This is a genomic window from Roseomonas sp. AR75 (genome assembly GCF_005222815.1).
Classification (GTDB): domain Bacteria; phylum Pseudomonadota; class Alphaproteobacteria; order Acetobacterales; family Acetobacteraceae; genus Falsiroseomonas.
The window spans coordinates 294,129-310,630 of record NZ_STGB01000004.1 but is presented as its reverse complement, the minus strand read 5'-3'; the positions used below and the strand labels follow the sequence as shown (position 1 = coordinate 310,630).

Annotated in this window: 18 protein-coding genes; 2 read left to right on the top strand and 16 right to left on the bottom strand. The window is 70.9% G+C overall.

What is annotated here, in order from left to right; genetic code table 11:
- Positions 1 to 76 precede the first annotated feature (76 nt).
- From E4T13_RS15525 to E4T13_RS15495, 7 genes are all read right to left on the bottom strand, one after another.
- On the bottom strand, positions 77 to 2,158 hold the full coding sequence (locus tag E4T13_RS15525; RefSeq protein ID WP_137179206.1) for a prohead protease/major capsid protein fusion protein: 2,082 nt from the start codon (positions 2,156 to 2,158) through the stop codon (positions 77 to 79).
- Positions 2,159 to 2,160: 2 nt separating this feature from the next.
- Positions 2,161 to 3,633 carry a phage portal protein gene (locus E4T13_RS15520; protein WP_137179205.1) on the bottom strand — a complete coding sequence of 491 codons (1,473 nt, stop codon included), beginning with the start codon at positions 3,631 to 3,633 and terminating at the stop codon, positions 2,161 to 2,163.
- Complete coding sequence (locus E4T13_RS15515) at positions 3,633 to 3,869, bottom strand: phage head-tail joining protein (protein ID WP_137179204.1); 237 nt, start codon at positions 3,867 to 3,869, stop codon at positions 3,633 to 3,635. The genes E4T13_RS15520 and E4T13_RS15515 overlap by 1 nt, the downstream gene beginning before the upstream one ends.
- 15 nt (positions 3,870 to 3,884) lie before the next feature.
- Entirely contained in the window at positions 3,885 to 5,783 is a 1,899-nt protein-coding gene (locus E4T13_RS15510; RefSeq protein ID WP_137179203.1) for a phage terminase large subunit family protein, read from the bottom strand.
- A gap of 25 nt (positions 5,784 to 5,808) precedes the next feature.
- Entirely contained in the window at positions 5,809 to 6,324 is a 516-nt protein-coding gene (locus tag E4T13_RS15505; RefSeq protein ID WP_137179202.1) for a hypothetical protein, read from the bottom strand.
- Between the two features lie 90 nt (positions 6,325 to 6,414).
- Positions 6,415 to 7,254, bottom strand: a complete 840-nt coding sequence (locus tag E4T13_RS30530; RefSeq protein WP_240791151.1) for a DUF3489 domain-containing protein — start codon at positions 7,252 to 7,254, stop codon at positions 6,415 to 6,417.
- Between the two features lie 98 nt (positions 7,255 to 7,352).
- Entirely contained in the window at positions 7,353 to 7,589 is a 237-nt protein-coding gene (locus E4T13_RS15495; protein ID WP_240791150.1) for a hypothetical protein, read from the bottom strand.
- A gap of 186 nt (positions 7,590 to 7,775) precedes the next feature.
- On the opposite strand from E4T13_RS15495, the gene E4T13_RS15490 reads away from it, so the two are divergent.
- Positions 7,776 to 8,141, top strand: a complete 366-nt coding sequence (locus tag E4T13_RS15490) for a thiol-disulfide oxidoreductase DCC family protein (protein ID WP_137179200.1) — start codon at positions 7,776 to 7,778, stop codon at positions 8,139 to 8,141.
- Between the two features lie 27 nt (positions 8,142 to 8,168).
- Here E4T13_RS15490 and E4T13_RS15485 read toward each other — a convergent pair whose 3' ends face one another.
- The 4 genes from E4T13_RS15485 to E4T13_RS15470 all read right to left on the bottom strand — a co-directional run bounded on the left by E4T13_RS15485 (position 8,169) and on the right by E4T13_RS15470 (position 11,937).
- Positions 8,169 to 9,410, bottom strand: coding sequence for a site-specific DNA-methyltransferase (locus E4T13_RS15485; protein WP_137179199.1), 1,242 nt, complete (start codon positions 9,408 to 9,410; stop codon positions 8,169 to 8,171).
- Positions 9,400 to 10,866 carry a site-specific DNA-methyltransferase gene (locus E4T13_RS15480; RefSeq protein ID WP_137179198.1) on the bottom strand — a complete coding sequence of 489 codons (1,467 nt, stop codon included), beginning with the start codon at positions 10,864 to 10,866 and terminating at the stop codon, positions 9,400 to 9,402. The genes E4T13_RS15485 and E4T13_RS15480 overlap by 11 nt, the downstream gene beginning before the upstream one ends.
- A 366-nt stretch (positions 10,867 to 11,232) precedes the next feature.
- Entirely contained in the window at positions 11,233 to 11,544 is a 312-nt protein-coding gene (locus E4T13_RS15475) for an HU family DNA-binding protein (RefSeq protein ID WP_137179197.1), read from the bottom strand.
- 75 nt (positions 11,545 to 11,619) lie between these two features.
- Complete coding sequence (locus E4T13_RS15470) at positions 11,620 to 11,937, bottom strand: hypothetical protein (RefSeq protein WP_137179196.1); 318 nt, start codon at positions 11,935 to 11,937, stop codon at positions 11,620 to 11,622.
- A 100-nt stretch (positions 11,938 to 12,037) separates the two neighbouring features.
- On the opposite strand from E4T13_RS15470, the gene E4T13_RS15465 reads away from it, so the two are divergent.
- Positions 12,038 to 12,250 (top strand): hypothetical protein, encoded by a 213-nt coding sequence (locus tag E4T13_RS15465; protein WP_137179195.1) that lies wholly within the window; start codon positions 12,038 to 12,040, stop codon positions 12,248 to 12,250.
- 6 nt (positions 12,251 to 12,256) lie between these two features.
- On the opposite strand, the gene E4T13_RS15460 is transcribed toward E4T13_RS15465, so the two are convergent.
- From E4T13_RS15460 to E4T13_RS15440, 5 genes are all read right to left on the bottom strand, one after another.
- Positions 12,257 to 12,805 carry a hypothetical protein gene (locus tag E4T13_RS15460; RefSeq protein WP_137179194.1) on the bottom strand — a complete coding sequence of 183 codons (549 nt, stop codon included), beginning with the start codon at positions 12,803 to 12,805 and terminating at the stop codon, positions 12,257 to 12,259.
- Positions 12,795 to 13,025, bottom strand: a complete 231-nt coding sequence (locus tag E4T13_RS15455) for a hypothetical protein (protein WP_137179193.1) — start codon at positions 13,023 to 13,025, stop codon at positions 12,795 to 12,797. The genes E4T13_RS15460 and E4T13_RS15455 overlap by 11 nt, the downstream gene beginning before the upstream one ends.
- A gap of 204 nt (positions 13,026 to 13,229) precedes the next feature.
- Positions 13,230 to 15,635: a bifunctional DNA primase/polymerase gene (locus E4T13_RS15450; protein WP_137179192.1), complete on the bottom strand. Its 2,406-nt coding sequence runs from the start codon at positions 15,633 to 15,635 to the stop codon at positions 13,230 to 13,232.
- Complete coding sequence (locus E4T13_RS15445; RefSeq protein WP_137179191.1) at positions 15,632 to 16,261, bottom strand: hypothetical protein; 630 nt, start codon at positions 16,259 to 16,261, stop codon at positions 15,632 to 15,634. Before E4T13_RS15445 ends, E4T13_RS15450 begins: the two co-directional genes overlap by 4 nt.
- 14 nt (positions 16,262 to 16,275) lie before the next feature.
- Positions 16,276 to 16,497 (bottom strand): DUF6511 domain-containing protein, encoded by a 222-nt coding sequence (locus E4T13_RS15440; RefSeq protein ID WP_137179190.1) that lies wholly within the window; start codon positions 16,495 to 16,497, stop codon positions 16,276 to 16,278.
- Positions 16,498 to 16,502: the final 5 nt, after the last annotated feature.

Below are 16,502 nucleotides of genomic sequence, written 5' to 3'. Positions count from 1 at the left end.
GGTATTTGTGTCTCCTGAAACGCCGAAGGCGCCCCTGGGGGCGCCCTCAGCGAAGCTGCTGCGATGGTGGGAGGGATCAGGTGCCCGGGTTGAACCAGGCGCCGCGCCAGTCGATGGCGCCGACGCCGAAGTCGAAAATGACCGACACCTCGATGCCGTCGACGCCGGAGACCGGGCCCGTCGTGACCTGCGGTCCTTCGACGCCGTTGAGGTAGCCGTAGACGTAGACCGGCGTGGTCGGCGGCTCCGCAAAGAGATACCAGCGGTTCGCCGAGATCAGCGGCTCCACCACCGGCTGCAGCAGCCCGACATAGGGGTTCACCGCACCGGAAGTGCCCGGCATGATCGCGGCGGTGAGCTTCAGCGCGGACAGCTCCAGCGCCGGGCCGACCAGCACGCGCATGCTGCGGCCGAGCGAGATCGGCAGGCCGTCCAGCGTGCGCTGCTTCATGATGGCCTCGCGGCCCTTGGCGATGTTCGCCTCGTCGAGGACCGTGCCGGTCGCCGCCTTGTTGGCCCGCGCCGCTGCTGTCGCAAACACCGGTGCTGCCCCGGTGGTGAGCGTTGGGCCGTCGCCATTGGCCAGGTTGATCAGCGCGTAGGCGGTCGCGTTCTCGAAGTCGGCGACGCGGCGGCCGATCATGGCGGCGAAGTCGGTGAAGGCGCCGAGATCGTCGTTGACCAGCATCTGCCGCGTCACCCGGATGCGCCGAGCGAAGGTCTGCAAGAGCACGATCTCCTGGCTCTCGGACATGGTGCCCGCCTGGATCTCGCCGTTCTCGGCCAGCGGCTGCAGGACGGGGAAGTCGCCGATGCGCAGGTGCCGGTGCGGCTTGAAGTCCCGGAAGTCACGGCGGAGGAAGATCTGGCGGTAGGTCGGCGCGGCCGGCGCATAGGCCGCCAGCAGCATCTTGTTGGCCGCGGCCGAGAGCAGGGCCGGGAAGTCGGAGGTGGTGTGGAAGGCGCGCTCGGCCAGGCGCACCGGATCGCGCGGCACCTGCGTCTGCCCGTCCAGCGACAGGAGTTCGCGGACCATGTCGGAGGGCCGCCAGCCCATGAACTCGGCATGGCGGCCGTTGGCCTGGGGCTGGTAGCCCGGCATGGCGCGGGCGGCGAGCGCCTCCGCCATGGCGTCGAGGATGTCCGCCCGCGGCGGGCCGCCATGCGCGGCCGGGTTGGCCGGCACCGAGGGCCGGGGCGCGTGGCGCACCAGGGCGTCGAACAGGGCGCGGCGGGTTTCGTCGGGGGACCAGCCGCGCTCGACGGCCTCGGCCCGCAGGGCGGCCACCCTGTCGGCCGGCAGGAGGGCGCGGGCGGCCTCGACGGCGGTGTCGATGCCGGCGATGCGGCCGCGTTCGGCGCGCACGGCCTCGGCCGCGTGGTCGGCAGGCGGCGGGGACGGCGGAACTACGGGCGTGGGCTCGGGCGTGGTGGTCACGGTGGTCTCCTGGGGCTGGGTGGCGGGCGGCACCGGCGGGGCCGGATCGGCGGCCGGGGTCCCCGGCGTCGTCTCGGGCATGCTGGGTTCCTCTGGCAGGGCGGGTTCGATGGCGGGCATGGGGGAGCCCTGGTCCCCCTGCGCGCGGACGGCGGCGTCGCGATCGATCGGGATCGGCACGACGGAGATCTCGAAGGGCTCCCAATCCACAGCGCGGTGGACGGTGGTGCCGGTGGCAGCATCGTGTCGCGGCTCGTAGCGGAGCACGCGATAACCGACGCTGACCGCGCGCAGCGTGCCGTCGGCGATGCGCTGCCAGACCGGCTCGACGTCCGCGGCGGAGGAGAACTGCAACGTGGCGTAGCCGCGGCCGCGGTCGAGGCGTGCCGCGGTGACGCGACCGAGCACGTCGCGGGCATCCATGCTGCGATGGGTGTTCAGCACAGGTGCGTTGCCGGAGCGCAGCGCGTCCATGCGCACCGCGTTCGGCGACATCTCCAGCTCCTCGGTGATGAGGCCGAGAGCAGGGACGAAGTTGCGGGCGCGGGCGCCGGTGGACCAGACCACCTCGACGGTGCGGGCCGCACGGTCGACCGTGGCGGGTGCGGTGATGGCGCGGTGCGCGACGATGGACTGCCCATCGATGGGAAGTCCATCGGACACAGCAGCGGCAGGCTCCGGCGCGGCATCGCTGCCGCCCGGTTCGGTCGTCTCGGTCATGATCAGCCCTGTGCTGGTGCTTCGCGAGGCGGCGCCGCGGCGCCGGTGGCGGCGATCTCGACGGCCGCGATCTGCGCCGCGTCCTGCGCCGAGCCGGACTTCGCGACGCGGCGCGGATCGGTGTCGAGCGAGATGCCGGCTTTGTCGAGCTGCGCGTTCGCCTTGCGGATCATCTCCACCGTCGCGCGGAAATCGTAGCCGAAGGCGCCGGCCGCCTCGGGCTGCGGCACGAAGCCGGCGCGCACCTGGGCGATCAGCGCCGTGGTGTCCTTCAGCGGGTCGATCATCTCGTGCGCCGGCGGCACGTGCGATACATCCTCTGGCGTGTCCGTCCCCCAGAGCCCAAGCAGTGCGCCCTGCGCGTGGAAGCGGTCCGCGATCGGCCGCACCAGCATCGGGATGAGCATGCCGTACTGCACCTGCTCGCAAAGGCGGCGGAACTCGATCTTGCCGGCGCGCAGGCTGGAGTAGTTCGCCTGCGTCAGATCGCCGGAAACCTGGTCGTAGGTCAGCCCGGCGCCGACCGCTGCGGCCTCGAGGGCGCGACGCGCAAAGGCTGCGTGGCTGCCGCCGCCCGAGGGGTTCACGACCTCCACGCTGCCCATGCCGCGGCGATACAGGATCATCCCCGGCTCGAAGCTCTCCACCGTCCGGCCCTGCGCGTCACGCAGCAGACCCGATGCCGGGCCGGTCATCGCCTCGTCGCCCTCCTCGGAGACGACCGCCGCCAGGCACGCCTCGATCTTCGCCTTCATCAGCAGCGCCGCCTCGTAGTCGCCGAGGTCGCGCAACCGCAGCAGCACCGGCGCCAGCCATGACACGTCGCGCAGCTGGCCGGGGCGGCGCTTGCGATAGATGTGCAGCACGTCGCTGGCCGGGATGCGCTCGCTGCCGAGCCAGGTGGCGCCGGGCAGGATCCAGGCCGCGCCGGGATGTACGCGGTGGAGCCAGTAGCCGACCGGCTCGCCCGCGTCGCCAAGGGCGATGCCCTGGATGGTGGCAGCGCCCGCCACCATGCCGTTGCGCGCCGTGTCGAGGTGGTCCGCCTCCAATACCTGCAGGCGCAGGCCGATCGGGTTGGCGGGCGAAGGCGGCACCGTGACAAAGCGGACGAAGCACTCGCCGCTCTCCACGACGGCGCGCATCACCAGAGCCTGCAGGCCGTACAGGTCCAGCCGGCCCTCGGCGTCACACGCTGTGCCATCCGCCCAACGCTGCCAAGCGCGACTATGCGCATCGTCCGGCCAGCGGGTGGTGATGCCGGCGCCGACCGCGTTGCCGGTCCAGAGATCGACGATGCGGCTGGCATACGGGTCGTTCCTGACCGCGTCCCGCGCACGGCGCGCAACCGTCGCCGCGGCCATCCCGACCTCCGCCGTCGCGCTGCCGCCAGACGGCGCCCAGGCCGAAGCACGGCCGTCCTGCGCAGCCGCGTAGCCACGCAGGGCGTGCCAGGCATCGCGAAGGCGGCCCATCACCTGCTTCCCCCGCGCGAGAAGCTGGCCAGCGTCAAGGACGGACGGCGCGCGGCCGCGGTCTCCGCCCCGCGCAGCACCGCCAGCGCCCGGCCGAGCTCTTCGAGGCTGCGATATTCCACGGTGCGGCCGTCGAAGGTCACGCGCGTGGTGCCGCCCGTGTACGCCGCGGCGAGGGCCGCCGCGCGGCTACCGGCGGGCTGCGCCAGCGCCCAGGCGAGGACGGTCGGATGCATGCTCGTCCTCCCTGGTCAGCGAAGCCAGCTGCTGCGCGGAGAGAGCCAGCCGCGCGGGCGATGAGTGCCGGGCGCGACCTGCGGCGGCGGTGGCGGAGCGACATTCCCGCCGGTGGGAATCTCGCTCGGTTGGAGCGGGGCGTTGGCGACCTGCTCGCGCAGCTGCGCCCAGAAGCGGTCGCCATACCGATCCGCACCGAGCAGCCAGAGCGCCGCACGCGCCAACACCGCGCAGTCCAGCGCCTCGTTCCGTTCCCTGAGTTTCGCCCATTCCTGCCGCGCGAAGCCACGGCGGTCCTTCACGATGTGCAGCTGCTCGGCAACCAGCTGCTTCACCCACTCGACCTCGATGCCCTGCGGCAGATGCACCCAGCCCGGCGGGAGTTCTTCCGCGTCGCCGCGACCGAGCCAGAGCCGGCGATACAGGTCCGCCTTCCAGGTCGAGACCGACACCGTCCAGAGCTTCAGGCCGCGCCGCAGCTTGCGCCCGTCGACCATCGCATCAACCGGCGTCGGGCCCTGCACCGGCTGCGCCCGATTCCAGCCGTCCACGCCCTTCGTCGGCGCGATCCGCGGATCCCGCAGCCGGCGCAGGTGACCATACACCGCAGCGGTATCCCGGCCACCGGTGTCGACGCAGAGGCGGGCGATGCGCATCGCGCCGCCGCCCTGACATGGCCAGTCGCGCGCCAGCAGCTTCGCCAGCACGTCCCACGGCTCCCGCTCGCGCGGACTGCCGGGGATGACGACGTGATCCACCAGCCACGAGGAGAAACCCTCGGCCCAGCCCCAGACATCGCACTCAAGGCGATCGTCCTGCACGTCCACGCCAGCGGTGAGGCAGAGCGCGCCGGCGGGCACGGCGCCCATCCGGAAATCCTCGCGGCGCTCGACCAGGCGCTCCCAGTCCGGCGCCTCGCCCTGCTCCTGCCAGGTCTCACCGAGCACCGTGTTCTTGAACGTCTTCAGGTCCTCGGGCTTGCCCTGCGCCCCCTCCCAATCACGCGCGATCTGCTCCCAGGACAGCCACCCCACCGGCGAGTAGAGCGCCGAGATGTGGAAGCCGACCGTGTGCGGATCCTGGCCCTCGGCCGTCGCGCGCCATTCCCCACCACCGAGCATGGCGGTCTTGTCGTGCTCCTGCATCGGGTGGTCGCAGGCCGAGCAGTGATACCGCGCCGTCTCCGGCGCGCCCTTCTCCCAGATCAGCCGCTCGAACCGCAGCCACTGCATCTCCCCGCATTCGGGGCACGGCACAAAGAACCGCCGCTGGTCGCTGGCCAGATACTCCCGCTCGATGCGGCTGCGCCCGGCGATGGTCGGCGTGCTGACCAGGAAGGCCTTGCGGCGCCAGCCGAAGGTGCGAGCGCGGGCCTCGGCCAGGGCGATGGGGTCGCCCTCGCCGGCGACGTCGCCGGGATAGGCATCCACCTCGTCGAGGAACAGGAACCGCGCCGTCATCGAGCGCAGCCCAACCGCGCTATTGGCGCCGGTCAGCACCAGGATGCCGCCAGGGAATTCCTTCGACAGCATGGTGTTGCCGCTGTCGCGCGCGCGCGCTGGAGCGACCCGTTCCCGCAGCGCCGGTGTTTCCTCCAGCAGCGGGTCGATGCGCTGGCGGGAGAAGCGCTTGGCCAGTTCCACGGTCGGCTGCACCGCCAGCGCCGGTGCCGGCACGTGGTGCATGATGTAGCCGAGCCAGTTGTTTCCGCTTTCCGTGGCGCCGACCTGCGCACCCTTCATGAACACGACGCGCCGGGCGGGATGTACGGCCGACAGCGCGTCCATCACGTCCTTCAGATACGGCGTGCGGCTGGTCCGCCAGGGGCCCGGCTCGGCCGAGGCGCGGCTGCCCAGAATGCGATGCCGCTCGGCCCATTCCGAGACGGTGAGCTGCGGGGGCGGGCGCAGCATGGCGCCGACACGCCGGCGCACATGCTCACGGCTGCGAAGACCGGTCCCCTCCGAGGCCTGCGGGATCGAAGCGATCGGCCGCCTCCGTCAGCAGGTCGTTGATGTGGCTCTGCAGGATGGTCTGCAGCAGATGCGGATCGACGCTGATCTCGGCGGCGATCAGGCCAGAGACGCGGGCGGGCCAGTTCAGCAGCGCGTCGCGCATGGTGCTGCCAATTTCGTCGAGCGCGGCATTGGCCTCGGTGACGTCGAGCAGGCGGCGCTTGGTCTCGTCCAGCGAGAGGCGCTGCGCCTCGACCTTGAGCGCGAGCTGCGCAACCTTCAGCCGCGCGAAGGGCGTGCCGTCTGCGCCGGCGCCGCTGGCCAGGGGCGAGCGGGCGGGATCGGCGGTCTCCACGAGGCGCCGTCGGGTCTTGTCGATGTCCCAACTGCCGTCGGGTTCGCGGGCGATGCGACCCGCCCGTTCAGCCTTGCGGATGGCGGTGTCGCTGACGCCGAGGCGGCGGGCGGCCTCACGCGTGGATGGGGTCAGTTCCGGCATGGCGGCGACCTCCCGCCGCACGTGATGGTCACAAGAGGCAAGGGCCCGCTACCCTTCGGCGGCGGGCCCTCAATGTGTCCGGCCAGTGTGTCAGGCCGGCAGGTGATACACCGTGTAGGACCCGCGGGCGCCCTCCTTGTTCGGTCCGACCTGGCGGACGCGCTCCAGCACCTGCACCTCGATCCCCTGGCGCTTCTTCAGGCCCGCGAAGAACCCGCGAACCGTGTGCTGCTGCCAGCCGGTCGCGTCGCAGATCTGCGCGATGGTCGCACCCTCCTCGCGGCGGAGCAGGGCGAGCACCGCCTCCTGCTTGGTGCCCTCGCGCGGCTTGCGCGGCGCGCCGGGCTCGCGCGCCTGGCGGGCCGGCTTCCCGGCAAGGGCGGCACGCAGGGCCTCCATCGGGCCGTCGAGGGCGCCGATGATGTCCGTCTCGCGGCTGGCCTCGTCGTCCCACGCGGCGAGCACCGCCGCGGCGGCGTTGCGCAGGCTGGCGCGCGGCGTGGGCGCGGCGGGCGCGGCCTGGGCCGCCTCCGGCGCCGGGGCGTGCTCGTCCTGCGGCGCGGCGTCCTCCCCGCCCGTGGGCGCCGTGTCGGCCACTGGCGCCGCGGCGCGGCGCTCGGCGTTGCGGCGGGCGATCGCGGCCGCGCTCTGCTCGTCCTCATCCGGCGCATCGCCCGCGTTCGGGTCGATGCCGATGGCGCGCAGCCCGTCGTCGGTGATCTTCAGCAGCATCTCGTCGCCGTCCACCGTCCACTTCGCGTGGGCGTCGTAGGCGGGCCGGTGCACGCCGATCACCAGGTTGTTCTTCAGCAGCGCCTGCGCGACCTTCTGCCGCGCGCCCGCGGGCAGCCGCTCGGGCGGGTAGGCCAGGTGCTCAGGATGCTCGGCGGCGGCGGCGAGGATGGCGCGCTGCGTGTCCGAAAGCTTCATCGTCGGGGTCTCCGGTTCCGGGAGCCGACCCTCGGCCCCCTACTGCCGGGAGCCCCGCCGGCGCGTGCCGGTCGGGGCGGTGCGGAAGGTGCGCCGCGCTACGCGGCGTATTCGCCGCGGCGGAAGTGCTGATCTGCGATGTCCTTCAGCTTCGCGGTGGCGTCTGCGAGCCAGGCCGCCTCACCCCAGAGCACTGTCTCGGGATCCGCGCCGAAGTGATCCGCGCTGGCCTGCTGCAACTCGGCGAGCAGCGCGTCGAACTCGGCCTTGTGCTTCAGGAATGCGGCGAGGCTGCGCTCCTGGTTGCGCGCGGCGCGGGCGTCTCGGTCGGTCATCGTGCTCTCCGTCTGCGGCGCGGTGCTCCGCGCGTGACGGACCATTCGCGCTGTGCCGCGCGCGAGCCAAGCGAGATGCAGCGTTATCTTATTGCTATGATTAGGCTTTCCGGATCGTCAGATGATCCGGGCCGCTCACGGCACCGGCGCCCTGGTGCTTAGCAACCGGGGGACCATGTCTGCGGCATGAACACGTCCACCGCCGCTCCCACCACGACCGTCTACTACGACGGCGCGTGCCCGATCTGCTCGCGCGAGATCGCACAATACCGCAAGGTCCAAGGCGCGGAACGGCTCGACTTCGTCGATGTCACGGCGTGCGATGCGAACGGTCTCGGTCCTGGCCTGTCGCGCGACGCGGCGCTCGCGCGCATGCATGTCCGACGCGCCGACGGCAGTCTGGCGTCCGGTGCCGCCGCCTTCGCCGAAATCTGGCAGCAACTCCCGAAGCTCGCATGGGCCGGGCGACTCGCAGCATCGCCGTTCGTGCTTCCCGTCCTGGAGATCGAATACCGCGTCTTCCTGCGCGTCCGTCGCCTCTGGCGAGCGTGATCTGCGCAGACGGTCCGGGGTGACACGCTACGTCGCGCCAGCCCGGCACGAAGCGATGTCCGCAAAGACCCTTTCGTCACCCTCCAGAACCGCGGCTTCGCCGGTCGTCTCCTGCCAGCGGCGCACGATGACATCGGCATAGGCGGGATCGATCTCCAGCAGCGCGGCGCGCCGCCCGGTCCGCTCTGCCGCGATCATCGTCGTGCCGGAGCCGCCGAACGGATCGAGCACCGTGTCGCGCTGCTTGCTGCTGTTGCGGATCGCCCGCTCCACCAGCGCGACCGGCTTCATGGTCGGATGCAGGTCATTCCGCGCCGGCTTGTCGAAGTGCCAGACGTTCCCCTGGTCGCGCGCGCCGCACCAGTAGTGCTGCGCGCCCGCCTTCCACCCGTAGAGCATCGCCTCGAACTGCTGGTGGTAGTCGGCGCGGCCGAGCGCGAAGGTGTTCTTCGCCCAGATGATCGTGCTCGACCACTTCCCGCCGGCCTCCTGCCAGGCGCGATGCAGCGTCGGCCACTCGGACGAGGACATGCAGACGTAGCAGGCACCCTTCGTCACCGAGAGCAGGTTGGCCAGCGCCGGGCGGAGGAAGTCGAGGAAGCCGGAACCGAGCGCGTCGTTGGCGATGGTCATCCTGGCCGCGGTGCCGCCTTCATAAGCAACATTATACGGAGGATCTGTCCAGCCCATGTCGGCAAGCGAACGATCGCCAAGCGCGCGCTGCACGTCGACCAGCTTCGTCGCGTCGCCGCACAGCAGGCGGTGCTCGCCACAGCGCCACAGGTCGCCCGTTCGGGTGACCGGCACCACGGGCGGCGCGGGCGCGTCGTCGGCATCGTCGTCCAAGCCGGCATCCGCGGCCGCCAGCAGCCGATCGAGCTCCATGCCCGAGAAGCCGAGCACGTCGAGGTCCACAATCGCCTCGTCGCGGATGCGCGCGATCTCGGCGGCGAGCAGTGCTTCGTCCCAGCCGGAGTTCAGCGCAATCTGGTTGTCCGCGAGACGCAGCGCCCGGGCCTGCGCCTCGGTCAGGTGTGCGAGCCGGATCGCCGGCACCGCCGCCATGCCGAGGCGCTTCGCCGCCATGACGCGGCCGTGGCCCGCCACCAGCACGCCGGCGGCATCCACCAGCACCGGGTTCACGAAGCCGAACTCGGCGATGGAGGCGGCGATCTGCGTCACCTGCGAGGGCGAATGCGTGCGCGCGTTCTCGGCGTAGGGCACGAGGGACGCGACCGGCAGTGCGGAGACCGCGAGATCAAGCTGCATCGGCGGTGACCTCCTGTCGCGCCGCAGCGACCGCGTCGAAATCGCGCCCGTCATCGGCCAGCGTCACCGGCATGTCCGGATGCAGCATCCGCCAGCGGGCGATCGCCAAGTCGACATAGGCCGGCGCCAGCTCGATGGCGCGCACGCGTCGGCTGGTGCGCTGGCCGGCCAGGATGGTGGTGCCGCTCCCGCCAAAGGGCTCGAACACGGCGTCACCCTCGTCCGTGTAGGCGCGCATCAGGAACTCCGGCAGCGCGACAGGGAATACCGCCGGGTGCTCCGTCTCGATGCCGCGGCCCTTGTGCCGGGTGATGCGCAGCACGCTGTCGGGGATGCGCATCTCCTGCACCGGCAGGCCGATGTGCGTGTAGGCCTTCACCTCGCCGTCCGCCGCGCGCAGCCCGCTGCCCTTGTTCGGCGTGCCGGCCCATTTGCACGGCACGATCTTGTTGGCCTGCCGCGCCTCGCGGTTGAAATGGAACACGAGCTCGAAGGCCGGCGCGAGGCGGCCGTTCCAGTCGCCGGGCAAGCCAGGGCCCTGGTCCCACGCATACAGCCCGAAGCGCCGCCAGCCCTGCGCGCGCATCCAGTCGAGCCAGCCCTGCCAGTACGGCTGCCATTCGCCCTCGCGGTGGATCAGCCCGAGATTCACCAGCACCTGCGCATCGCGCCGGAGCGCGCCGTCGAGATGCGCGAAGACGCCCTGCATCAGCGCGTCCCAATCCGAGACGCCACCGGTGGTGTAGTCCCGCTGGTTGCCGTAGGGCGGGCTGGTGAACAGCAGCGCCGCGCGATCCGAGGCCATGACGCGGGCGACGGTGGCGCGGTTCGTGCTGTCGCCGCAGGCGAGGCGATGCTCGCCGAGGAGCCAGATGTCGCCGACCCGCGCGACGGCCTGGCGCGGCGGCTCCGGCTCCGCATCGGCGGGATCCTCCGCTGGCGCCTCCTGCGTTTCCGCCGCGCCATCATCGCCCCCCTGGACCGCCGGCGCCGACAGGGCCTCGGGCGCGTCGCCGTCGGACAAGGCTTCTCCAGCCGCCGCGAGGATGTCGTCGAGCTCCGCGGCCGAGAAGCCGATCGCGGCCAGGTCGATGTCCGGCGCCGCCTGCGCCGCGGCGAGCGCATCGCGCAGCAGCGCCTGGTCCCAGGTGGCGTTCTCCGCGATGCGGTTGTCAGCCAGCCGCAGCGCCTCCTTCTGCGCCGCGGAAAGGTGCCGCAGCACGATGGTCGGTACCTTCTCGATGCCGAGCGCGACGGCGGCCTCGAGGCGGCCGTGGCCGGCAATCAGCACGCCCGCCTCGTCGACCAGCAGCGGGTTGGTGAAGCCGAAGGCCAGCAGGCTGGCCTTGATCTGCTCGATCTGCGCGGCGCTGTGCACGCGCGCGTTGCCGGGATGCGCGCGCAGCTCCGCCACCGGGCGCAGCAGGATCTTCGCCGCCATCCAGGGAAGCTGCATCGATACCATCCGGTTTGCAGGGAGACCCAGCGCCGCGGCGCCATCACTGTTTGCGGCTAGCGACCTGATCGCGCAGGAGAAAGGCTGCAAACTGCAACCCACATTTTGGGCCTGGCGCTAGCGATGTTGCGCGCGCTTGCCCCCCGCATACAGCAGGCCCAGGAAGGACCCTGCGGCTCGCGAGCCACCCTTCCGATTGTCTGGCTCAGTGGCTCGTTCGCCACCGCCGCGCCGGCGCATCTACTCGACGTTCCGGAGACCTAGCACCAGCGATTCACGCGGCGCTACAGGGCGAATTGTAACAGCGCCGCCGTGCGGCGAGACATCAGCGCCGCACGCTGGTGCGGCGCTCAGGTGCGCGTCGTGTCAGCCCTTCGCCGCCTTGCGCTTCGCCTTCTTCAGGCCGGCGAACGCGGCGTCCTTGAGCGCCGGGCTCGCCTTGAACCGCACCGTCGCACCGGCCTTCACCGCGACCTTCTCGCCCGTCTTCGGGTTCAGCGCCGTGCGCTTCGCCTTCTCGCGCACGACGAACGCGCCGAAGTCGGGGATGGTGAAGCGTCCCGTCTCGACGATCTGCCCCTTGATGGCGGCGATGATGTCCGCGGCAAGGCGGCTGGCGGCTGCCGCCGGCATGTCAGCGGACTGAGCGATGACGTCGGTGAGAAACTTCTTCGACATAGACGGGCTCCTTGCGAAGCCTGCCCATTAGCCGATGCGCCGAGTCGTGTCAGCGCCAGCGCTCAACCCGAATGCTCAGGAGCGGACGGCAGCCCGCGCTCGCTCGGCCGCATCGCGCGTGGCGACCAGCGCAGCTAACGTGGCTTGCGCCTGCTTCACCGCGGCGGGCTCGCTGGTGTCGATGTCGGAGAGCTGCTCCTCCGCATCGCCAACGCCGACGGCGATCTGCTCACGCAGCTCGTCAAGCCACGCCTTCGCTTCGGATGGATCCGCCTCGGGTTCACGCAACCACTCGGCGACGATCACCTCGACCTCGCGCGCCATGCGCGGTGGCTGAACACCCTTCGCGGCGAGGGACATCAAGCGGACGATCGCGGCGTCGACCGGACGCACGCGTGCCTGCCTCCGAGCGGCCATGGCTTCTGCTCCTTTTGGTTCCCTCGTCCCATAGCATGTTCTTGTCTTGTTCTCCAAGGGGGCGGTATCGTGGGCCATGCCCGATGGCGCCCCGCCAAGCCCCTCGCCGCCATGGCTGAGCGCTGCTGCGCTGGCGGCTGCCAGGGCTGCCCGGCGCCCGCCTGGCGCCATCCCGCGGCTCGGTGATGCCGACAGCAGGGCGGTGCGCGAGGCCATCCTGGCGCACCATCCCGCCTTGCCGATGACGCTCATCGCCGAGGCCGTCGCCTACGTCCTCAGCAGCGAATGATGGCAATCACGCCGCCCGCTGCCGCGGCACGAGGCCGAAGTGCATCGCCAACATGCCGAGCGCGCCGACGAGAATGCCCTGCGCCACCGGACCGTGCACGGGCCGGCCCGACCAGCCCTGGCGCTGCGCCCATTCACGCACCGAGAACTCGAGCCCGACGACGAACCACACGCAGGAGCCCGCCGGACTGTCGTGGCCGCCGAGGGCGTCGATCGCCTTGGCGACGCGACGGAGCGCGTCGAGCTGGCGGTTCGGCATGTCGTCGTTTGTCGCGCCCGCCAGGCGGATCAGTTGCGAGGTGGCGATGCCGTCCAGCGCGGCGGAGCGGAACAGCGTCCGGAAGATCTGCCCTGCCTCGTGCATCGGCGGCGTGAGCGTGCCGTTCGCCAACATCATGCCCAGCGTGTCCACTGCGCGGCGATGCTGAACCGGGCTTCCCGTCTCGGGATCCGCCTCGCGGATCGGCGCCGAGAAGTCGCCGTGTTGCAGCCGCCACTTGGACGGCCCGAGCGCATCGTCCCGCTTCGGCGCCTTCGCCTTCCGCTTACCGGCCATGGTTGTTCTCCTGCTGCCGCGGGCCCCAGCGCCGCACGGCTTCGTTCTGGATCGCCTGGCGCAGCCAGGGGTCGGTGATGTCCTCGATGTGCAGCGAGACGACGCCCTGCTGCTGCCAGACGCTGCGGCGCAGGGCTTCCATCTCGGGCGCGGTGGTAGCGCTGCGGGTGCCGCGATCGAGGCAGCAGCGCGGCTGGCGGGGGGAGCCAGGGAGCGCCATCACGCAATCCCCCTGGCAGAGACACAACACCCCACTAACTCACTGATATATATATTATTGTTATATATGTTATTATGTTGAGACCTCTCCCTCTCCAACCCCATGCGCGTGGCGTGGGGGGGCTCCCGTTCGTGCCCGCGCACGAAAGAACAAAACCCACAAAGACCTAATTTCAGTGGCTTATGGGAGGTGGGCTGTTTTCCGTTACTCATCGCTGGCGCCCTCGCCGGACAGCGTCTCGTCGGGCGCCTGAACCAGGGCGTAGCGGGGGCCGGGAGGGCGGCCGATGCCAGTGGCGAGAGGCTGGATTTCGATGACCACGCCGTGCGTCACCAGCGCATGGATGACGTCCCTGAAGTCGCGCTCGGCAAGCTTCAGCCCCTTGTGGAACATGTCGCGCCGGCTGCACGGGCCGTGCTTGCCGATGATGTTGATCGCCTTGTTCAGCCGCTTCTCGAACTCGCTGTCCGCCAGGAAGCGGCCTGCATCGCGGAGCAGTGTCGCGGTGCAGTGCTCCGCGAGTGCCCAGCCCCAGGCAATCTCCGCCTCGGTGATCGTGGGGTGTGCCGGGTTCCGGCTGACCGCGCAGATCAGCGCCAGCTTCATCGCGTTCTCTGCAAGGCGATTCACGATGGCGGCCTGCGGCGTGCCGGCCACCCGCTTGGCCCAGGCGTCTTCCTCGGCCAGTTTCTGCTCGTGCAGCGCCTCTGCCGCGGCCGTCATTGGCACGGTGAAGGGCGTCGGCTCCTCGGTGGCCGTCATGGGCGCCACGTGCACGTCTGGCAGGTTGCCTGGCGGCGGCGGGTCGCCTTGGCCGCGGATGATCGCCTTCAGCGCGTCCAGCAGTGGCGCTGGCGGATTGATGATGCCGGCCGTGCGATTGCGATCCGGCCGGTCGTTGTCGGTGACGAACACCAGGAAGCGCGCGAGGGAGCCATCCATCATCGCCCCGCCTTCCAGCGCCTTCCAGAAGGTCGAGGGCGTGGTGGTGCCGTAGAAGCAGACGCAGGGCTGGTGGATGTCGACGCGCGGCGCGTCCTTCTTGTTGGCGTATTCGGTGCCGCGATGGACGCCCTTCGCCCGGCTGTAGAGCTTCATCAGCTCGGACCAGATCTCCGCCTTGTGCGTCGGGGCCTTGCTGCCCGCGACGGTGCTGAGGAACAGGCCGAATTCGTCGATCTGGAACAGCCGAGCAGGATGCTGCTCAAGGGCGGAAACCATGCCCCGACCGGAAGCGAGGCTCTCGCCGCCGAGATAGCGGTCCAGCTTCGCGAGGTCGAAGCAGCGCCGGATCACCTCGGGTGCGTGGTCCTTGCCGCCTCCGCTTTCCGCCACGGCGGCGACGTAGATGTTCGTTCGCAGATCGGTGCGCGTCCGGTACTTGCGGCCGGCCAGCACGCCGACGGCGCAGATCGCAGCGCCGAGGGCGAGGAAGGGCTGCGGCCGCAGCGCGGAGCTGACGCATTCCTCGACCAGCATCTGCAGCACGCCGCCGGGCTGCAGGATGATGGCCGGCACGGGGAGCGGAGCGGCCTGCTGCTTCGCCCTGCTGGCGTCGAGCTTCGCCAGAAGCGCGGCGGCAGGATGGACGTCCGCAGCTGCGGTGGGCGGCGTCGCATCCGCCCTGGCCAGCAGCGCCGCCGCGGGATGCGGCTGTGCGGCGCGCTCGGCAGCGCCCGCGTTCAAGGTGATCTCCGGTGGTGGCACCCAGCCCCGGTCGATCGCCCAGCCATAGATGCTGCCGGCACCGATGCGTGTCGGGCGCAGGGTCTTCCAGCGGCGTTCCGGCGTGTCGGCCTTCCCGGACGCGCCGGACTTCGTCGACTGGCGCGACCAATCGAGCCAGAGCTCGCGACCCTGCTCACCGAGCGCCGCCTTGATGGCGTTGCCCATGGTGATCCAGGAGGCGCCGTCGAGATCCTCGTTCGGCAGATAGGCGAGCGCCGCCTTCACCGCGTCGAAGGTGCCACGTGGATCGGCGGGACCGGTCCAGTCAGCCGGCGGACTGCCGAGGCTCAGCGATTGCGGCTTCAGCTCGGGCGGGATCAGCGCATGAGCGCGGTCGAGCCACGCCATCGCGCCCGCCTCGTCCACCGCCGGCAACTTCGCCAGCGGCACGTCCAGCAGCGTCTCCTCCGGCCAGGCATAGGGCTGACCGGTGCCGGGATGGATGGCGTGGGCGACGAATTGCTGGCCGCGGGCCAGGACCTCGAGCGGCAGGCGCTTGCGGCCGGCGAAGGGCGCCGCAGCCCGATAGACGAGGAGGCGCTTCGGGGACTGGCCGATGCGCAGGCAGGACGTGTCGCCGAGCATGCTGGTGGCGAGGCTGGCGAGCTCGATGGCCAGTGCCGCGTCGGTGACGTCGATATCGATGCCCACCACCGCGCCGCAGGCGATGCCGACGCCGCAGTCCGGCCATTGCTGCCAGATGTCGATCTCGAAGGGCTTCGTCGGCCGGTCCGCGTGCCGCGTCCAGTCCGGATAGGGCACCCAACGGCTCGCAGTGAACCGCCCCGGCACCTTGCTGCCCGGCATGATGGGAATCACCGCATAGCCGTTGTCGGCGAGGCGCCCGCCGTGGCTCGCCATGAAGGAGGGACGGTCGTTCATTCCGCCGCCTTCTCCTGCGCTGCGATGGCGGCGTCGCAGGCGCGTTCGAGGCGCAGGATCTCCGGATAGAGCGCGGCGATTTGCCGGGCTGCCCGCTCCAGGGCCTGGCGTGCTGTCTCGAGCTCCTTGTGGATGTTGCGTGCCGGCCCGACGATGTCGGCATCGATCTTCGCGATGTGGTGGGCGGCTCTTGCCCAGGGTGCGCGCGATCCATAGGGCTTGCGCGGCTTCAGCGCGGCGCGTGTCGCGAGACCAGCCCGCACCTTCTCGATGTCCCAGGAGCCGTCCGGCTCGCGTGCGATGCGCCCGTTCCGCTCGGCCTTCTGCAGCGCCGTGTGTGAAATCCCTACCTGCCGGGCGATCTCGCGCATGGAGGGGCCCTGCTGCGCAACGGGCGGCCGCGCGGCCGGCGGGGCGATCGGACGCGGTGCCGGTTGGGCCGCCAGCTTTGCGGGGCGCTTCGCAGGGGCGGGCTGACCCCGCAGTGCGGCGACCGGCGCCCCCATCTGAACCCGGATCAGGTCGACATCCCATCCGCCACAGGCGGTGCGCGCAATGCGGCCGGCGCCGACGGCCTTCTGCAGCGCCGTGTGCGATAGCCCGATCTGCCGCGCGGCTTCGCGCATCGAGGCGACGACCGTCATCGCGGCACCTCGGCAGGCTCCGCAGCCGCTGCCCGCCGTCCGTCGAGGCGCCGGACCAACTCGTCCTGGTAGGCGGTGACCACCACTTCGAGCAGGGTCAGCCATTCCGTCTCGGTGAGGACGGCGAGATCGGTCTTGCCGATGCTCTCCAGATACTCGCCGGCCATCGGGCTGGCTGCGACGATGGCCGCCTGCTCGTGCTCGTCGGGGTCAACCATGCCGC

What these genes read in the sequence shown, in the direction of transcription:
- E4T13_RS15495 (WP_240791150.1), bottom strand. Translation starts at nt 7,589, where the DNA reads ATGACCGACCGAGACGCCCGCGCCGCGCGCAACCAGGAGCGCAGCCTC.
- E4T13_RS15505 (WP_137179202.1), bottom strand. Translation starts at nt 6,324, where the DNA reads ATGCCGGAACTGACCCCATCCACGCGTGAGGCCGCCCGCCGCCTCGGC.
- E4T13_RS15445 (WP_137179191.1), bottom strand. Translation starts at nt 16,261, where the DNA reads ATGCGCGAAGCCGCGCGGCAGATCGGGCTATCGCACACGGCGCTGCAG.
- E4T13_RS15520 (WP_137179205.1), bottom strand. Translation starts at nt 3,633, where the DNA reads ATGGGCCGCCTTCGCGATGCCTGGCACGCCCTGCGTGGCTACGCGGCT.
- E4T13_RS15440 (WP_137179190.1), bottom strand. Translation starts at nt 16,497, where the DNA reads ATGGTTGACCCCGACGAGCACGAGCAGGCGGCCATCGTCGCAGCCAGC.
- E4T13_RS15485 (WP_137179199.1), bottom strand. Translation starts at nt 9,410, where the DNA reads ATGCAGCTTGATCTCGCGGTCTCCGCACTGCCGGTCGCGTCCCTCGTG.
- E4T13_RS15475 (WP_137179197.1), bottom strand. Translation starts at nt 11,544, where the DNA reads ATGTCGAAGAAGTTTCTCACCGACGTCATCGCTCAGTCCGCTGACATG.
- E4T13_RS15510 (WP_137179203.1), bottom strand. Translation starts at nt 5,783, where the DNA reads ATGCTGCGCCCGCCCCCGCAGCTCACCGTCTCGGAATGGGCCGAGCGG.
- E4T13_RS15490 (WP_137179200.1), top strand. Translation starts at nt 7,776, where the DNA reads ATGAACACGTCCACCGCCGCTCCCACCACGACCGTCTACTACGACGGC.
- E4T13_RS15525 (WP_137179206.1), bottom strand. Translation starts at nt 2,158, where the DNA reads ATGACCGAGACGACCGAACCGGGCGGCAGCGATGCCGCGCCGGAGCCT.
- E4T13_RS15480 (WP_137179198.1), bottom strand. Translation starts at nt 10,866, where the DNA reads ATGCAGCTTCCCTGGATGGCGGCGAAGATCCTGCTGCGCCCGGTGGCG.
- E4T13_RS15465 (WP_137179195.1), top strand. Translation starts at nt 12,038, where the DNA reads ATGCCCGATGGCGCCCCGCCAAGCCCCTCGCCGCCATGGCTGAGCGCT.
- E4T13_RS15460 (WP_137179194.1), bottom strand. Translation starts at nt 12,805, where the DNA reads ATGGCCGGTAAGCGGAAGGCGAAGGCGCCGAAGCGGGACGATGCGCTC.
- E4T13_RS30530 (WP_240791151.1), bottom strand. Translation starts at nt 7,254, where the DNA reads ATGAAGCTTTCGGACACGCAGCGCGCCATCCTCGCCGCCGCCGCCGAG.
- E4T13_RS15455 (WP_137179193.1), bottom strand. Translation starts at nt 13,025, where the DNA reads ATGGCGCTCCCTGGCTCCCCCCGCCAGCCGCGCTGCTGCCTCGATCGC.
- E4T13_RS15450 (WP_137179192.1), bottom strand. Translation starts at nt 15,635, where the DNA reads ATGAACGACCGTCCCTCCTTCATGGCGAGCCACGGCGGGCGCCTCGCC.
- E4T13_RS15515 (WP_137179204.1), bottom strand. Translation starts at nt 3,869, where the DNA reads ATGCATCCGACCGTCCTCGCCTGGGCGCTGGCGCAGCCCGCCGGTAGC.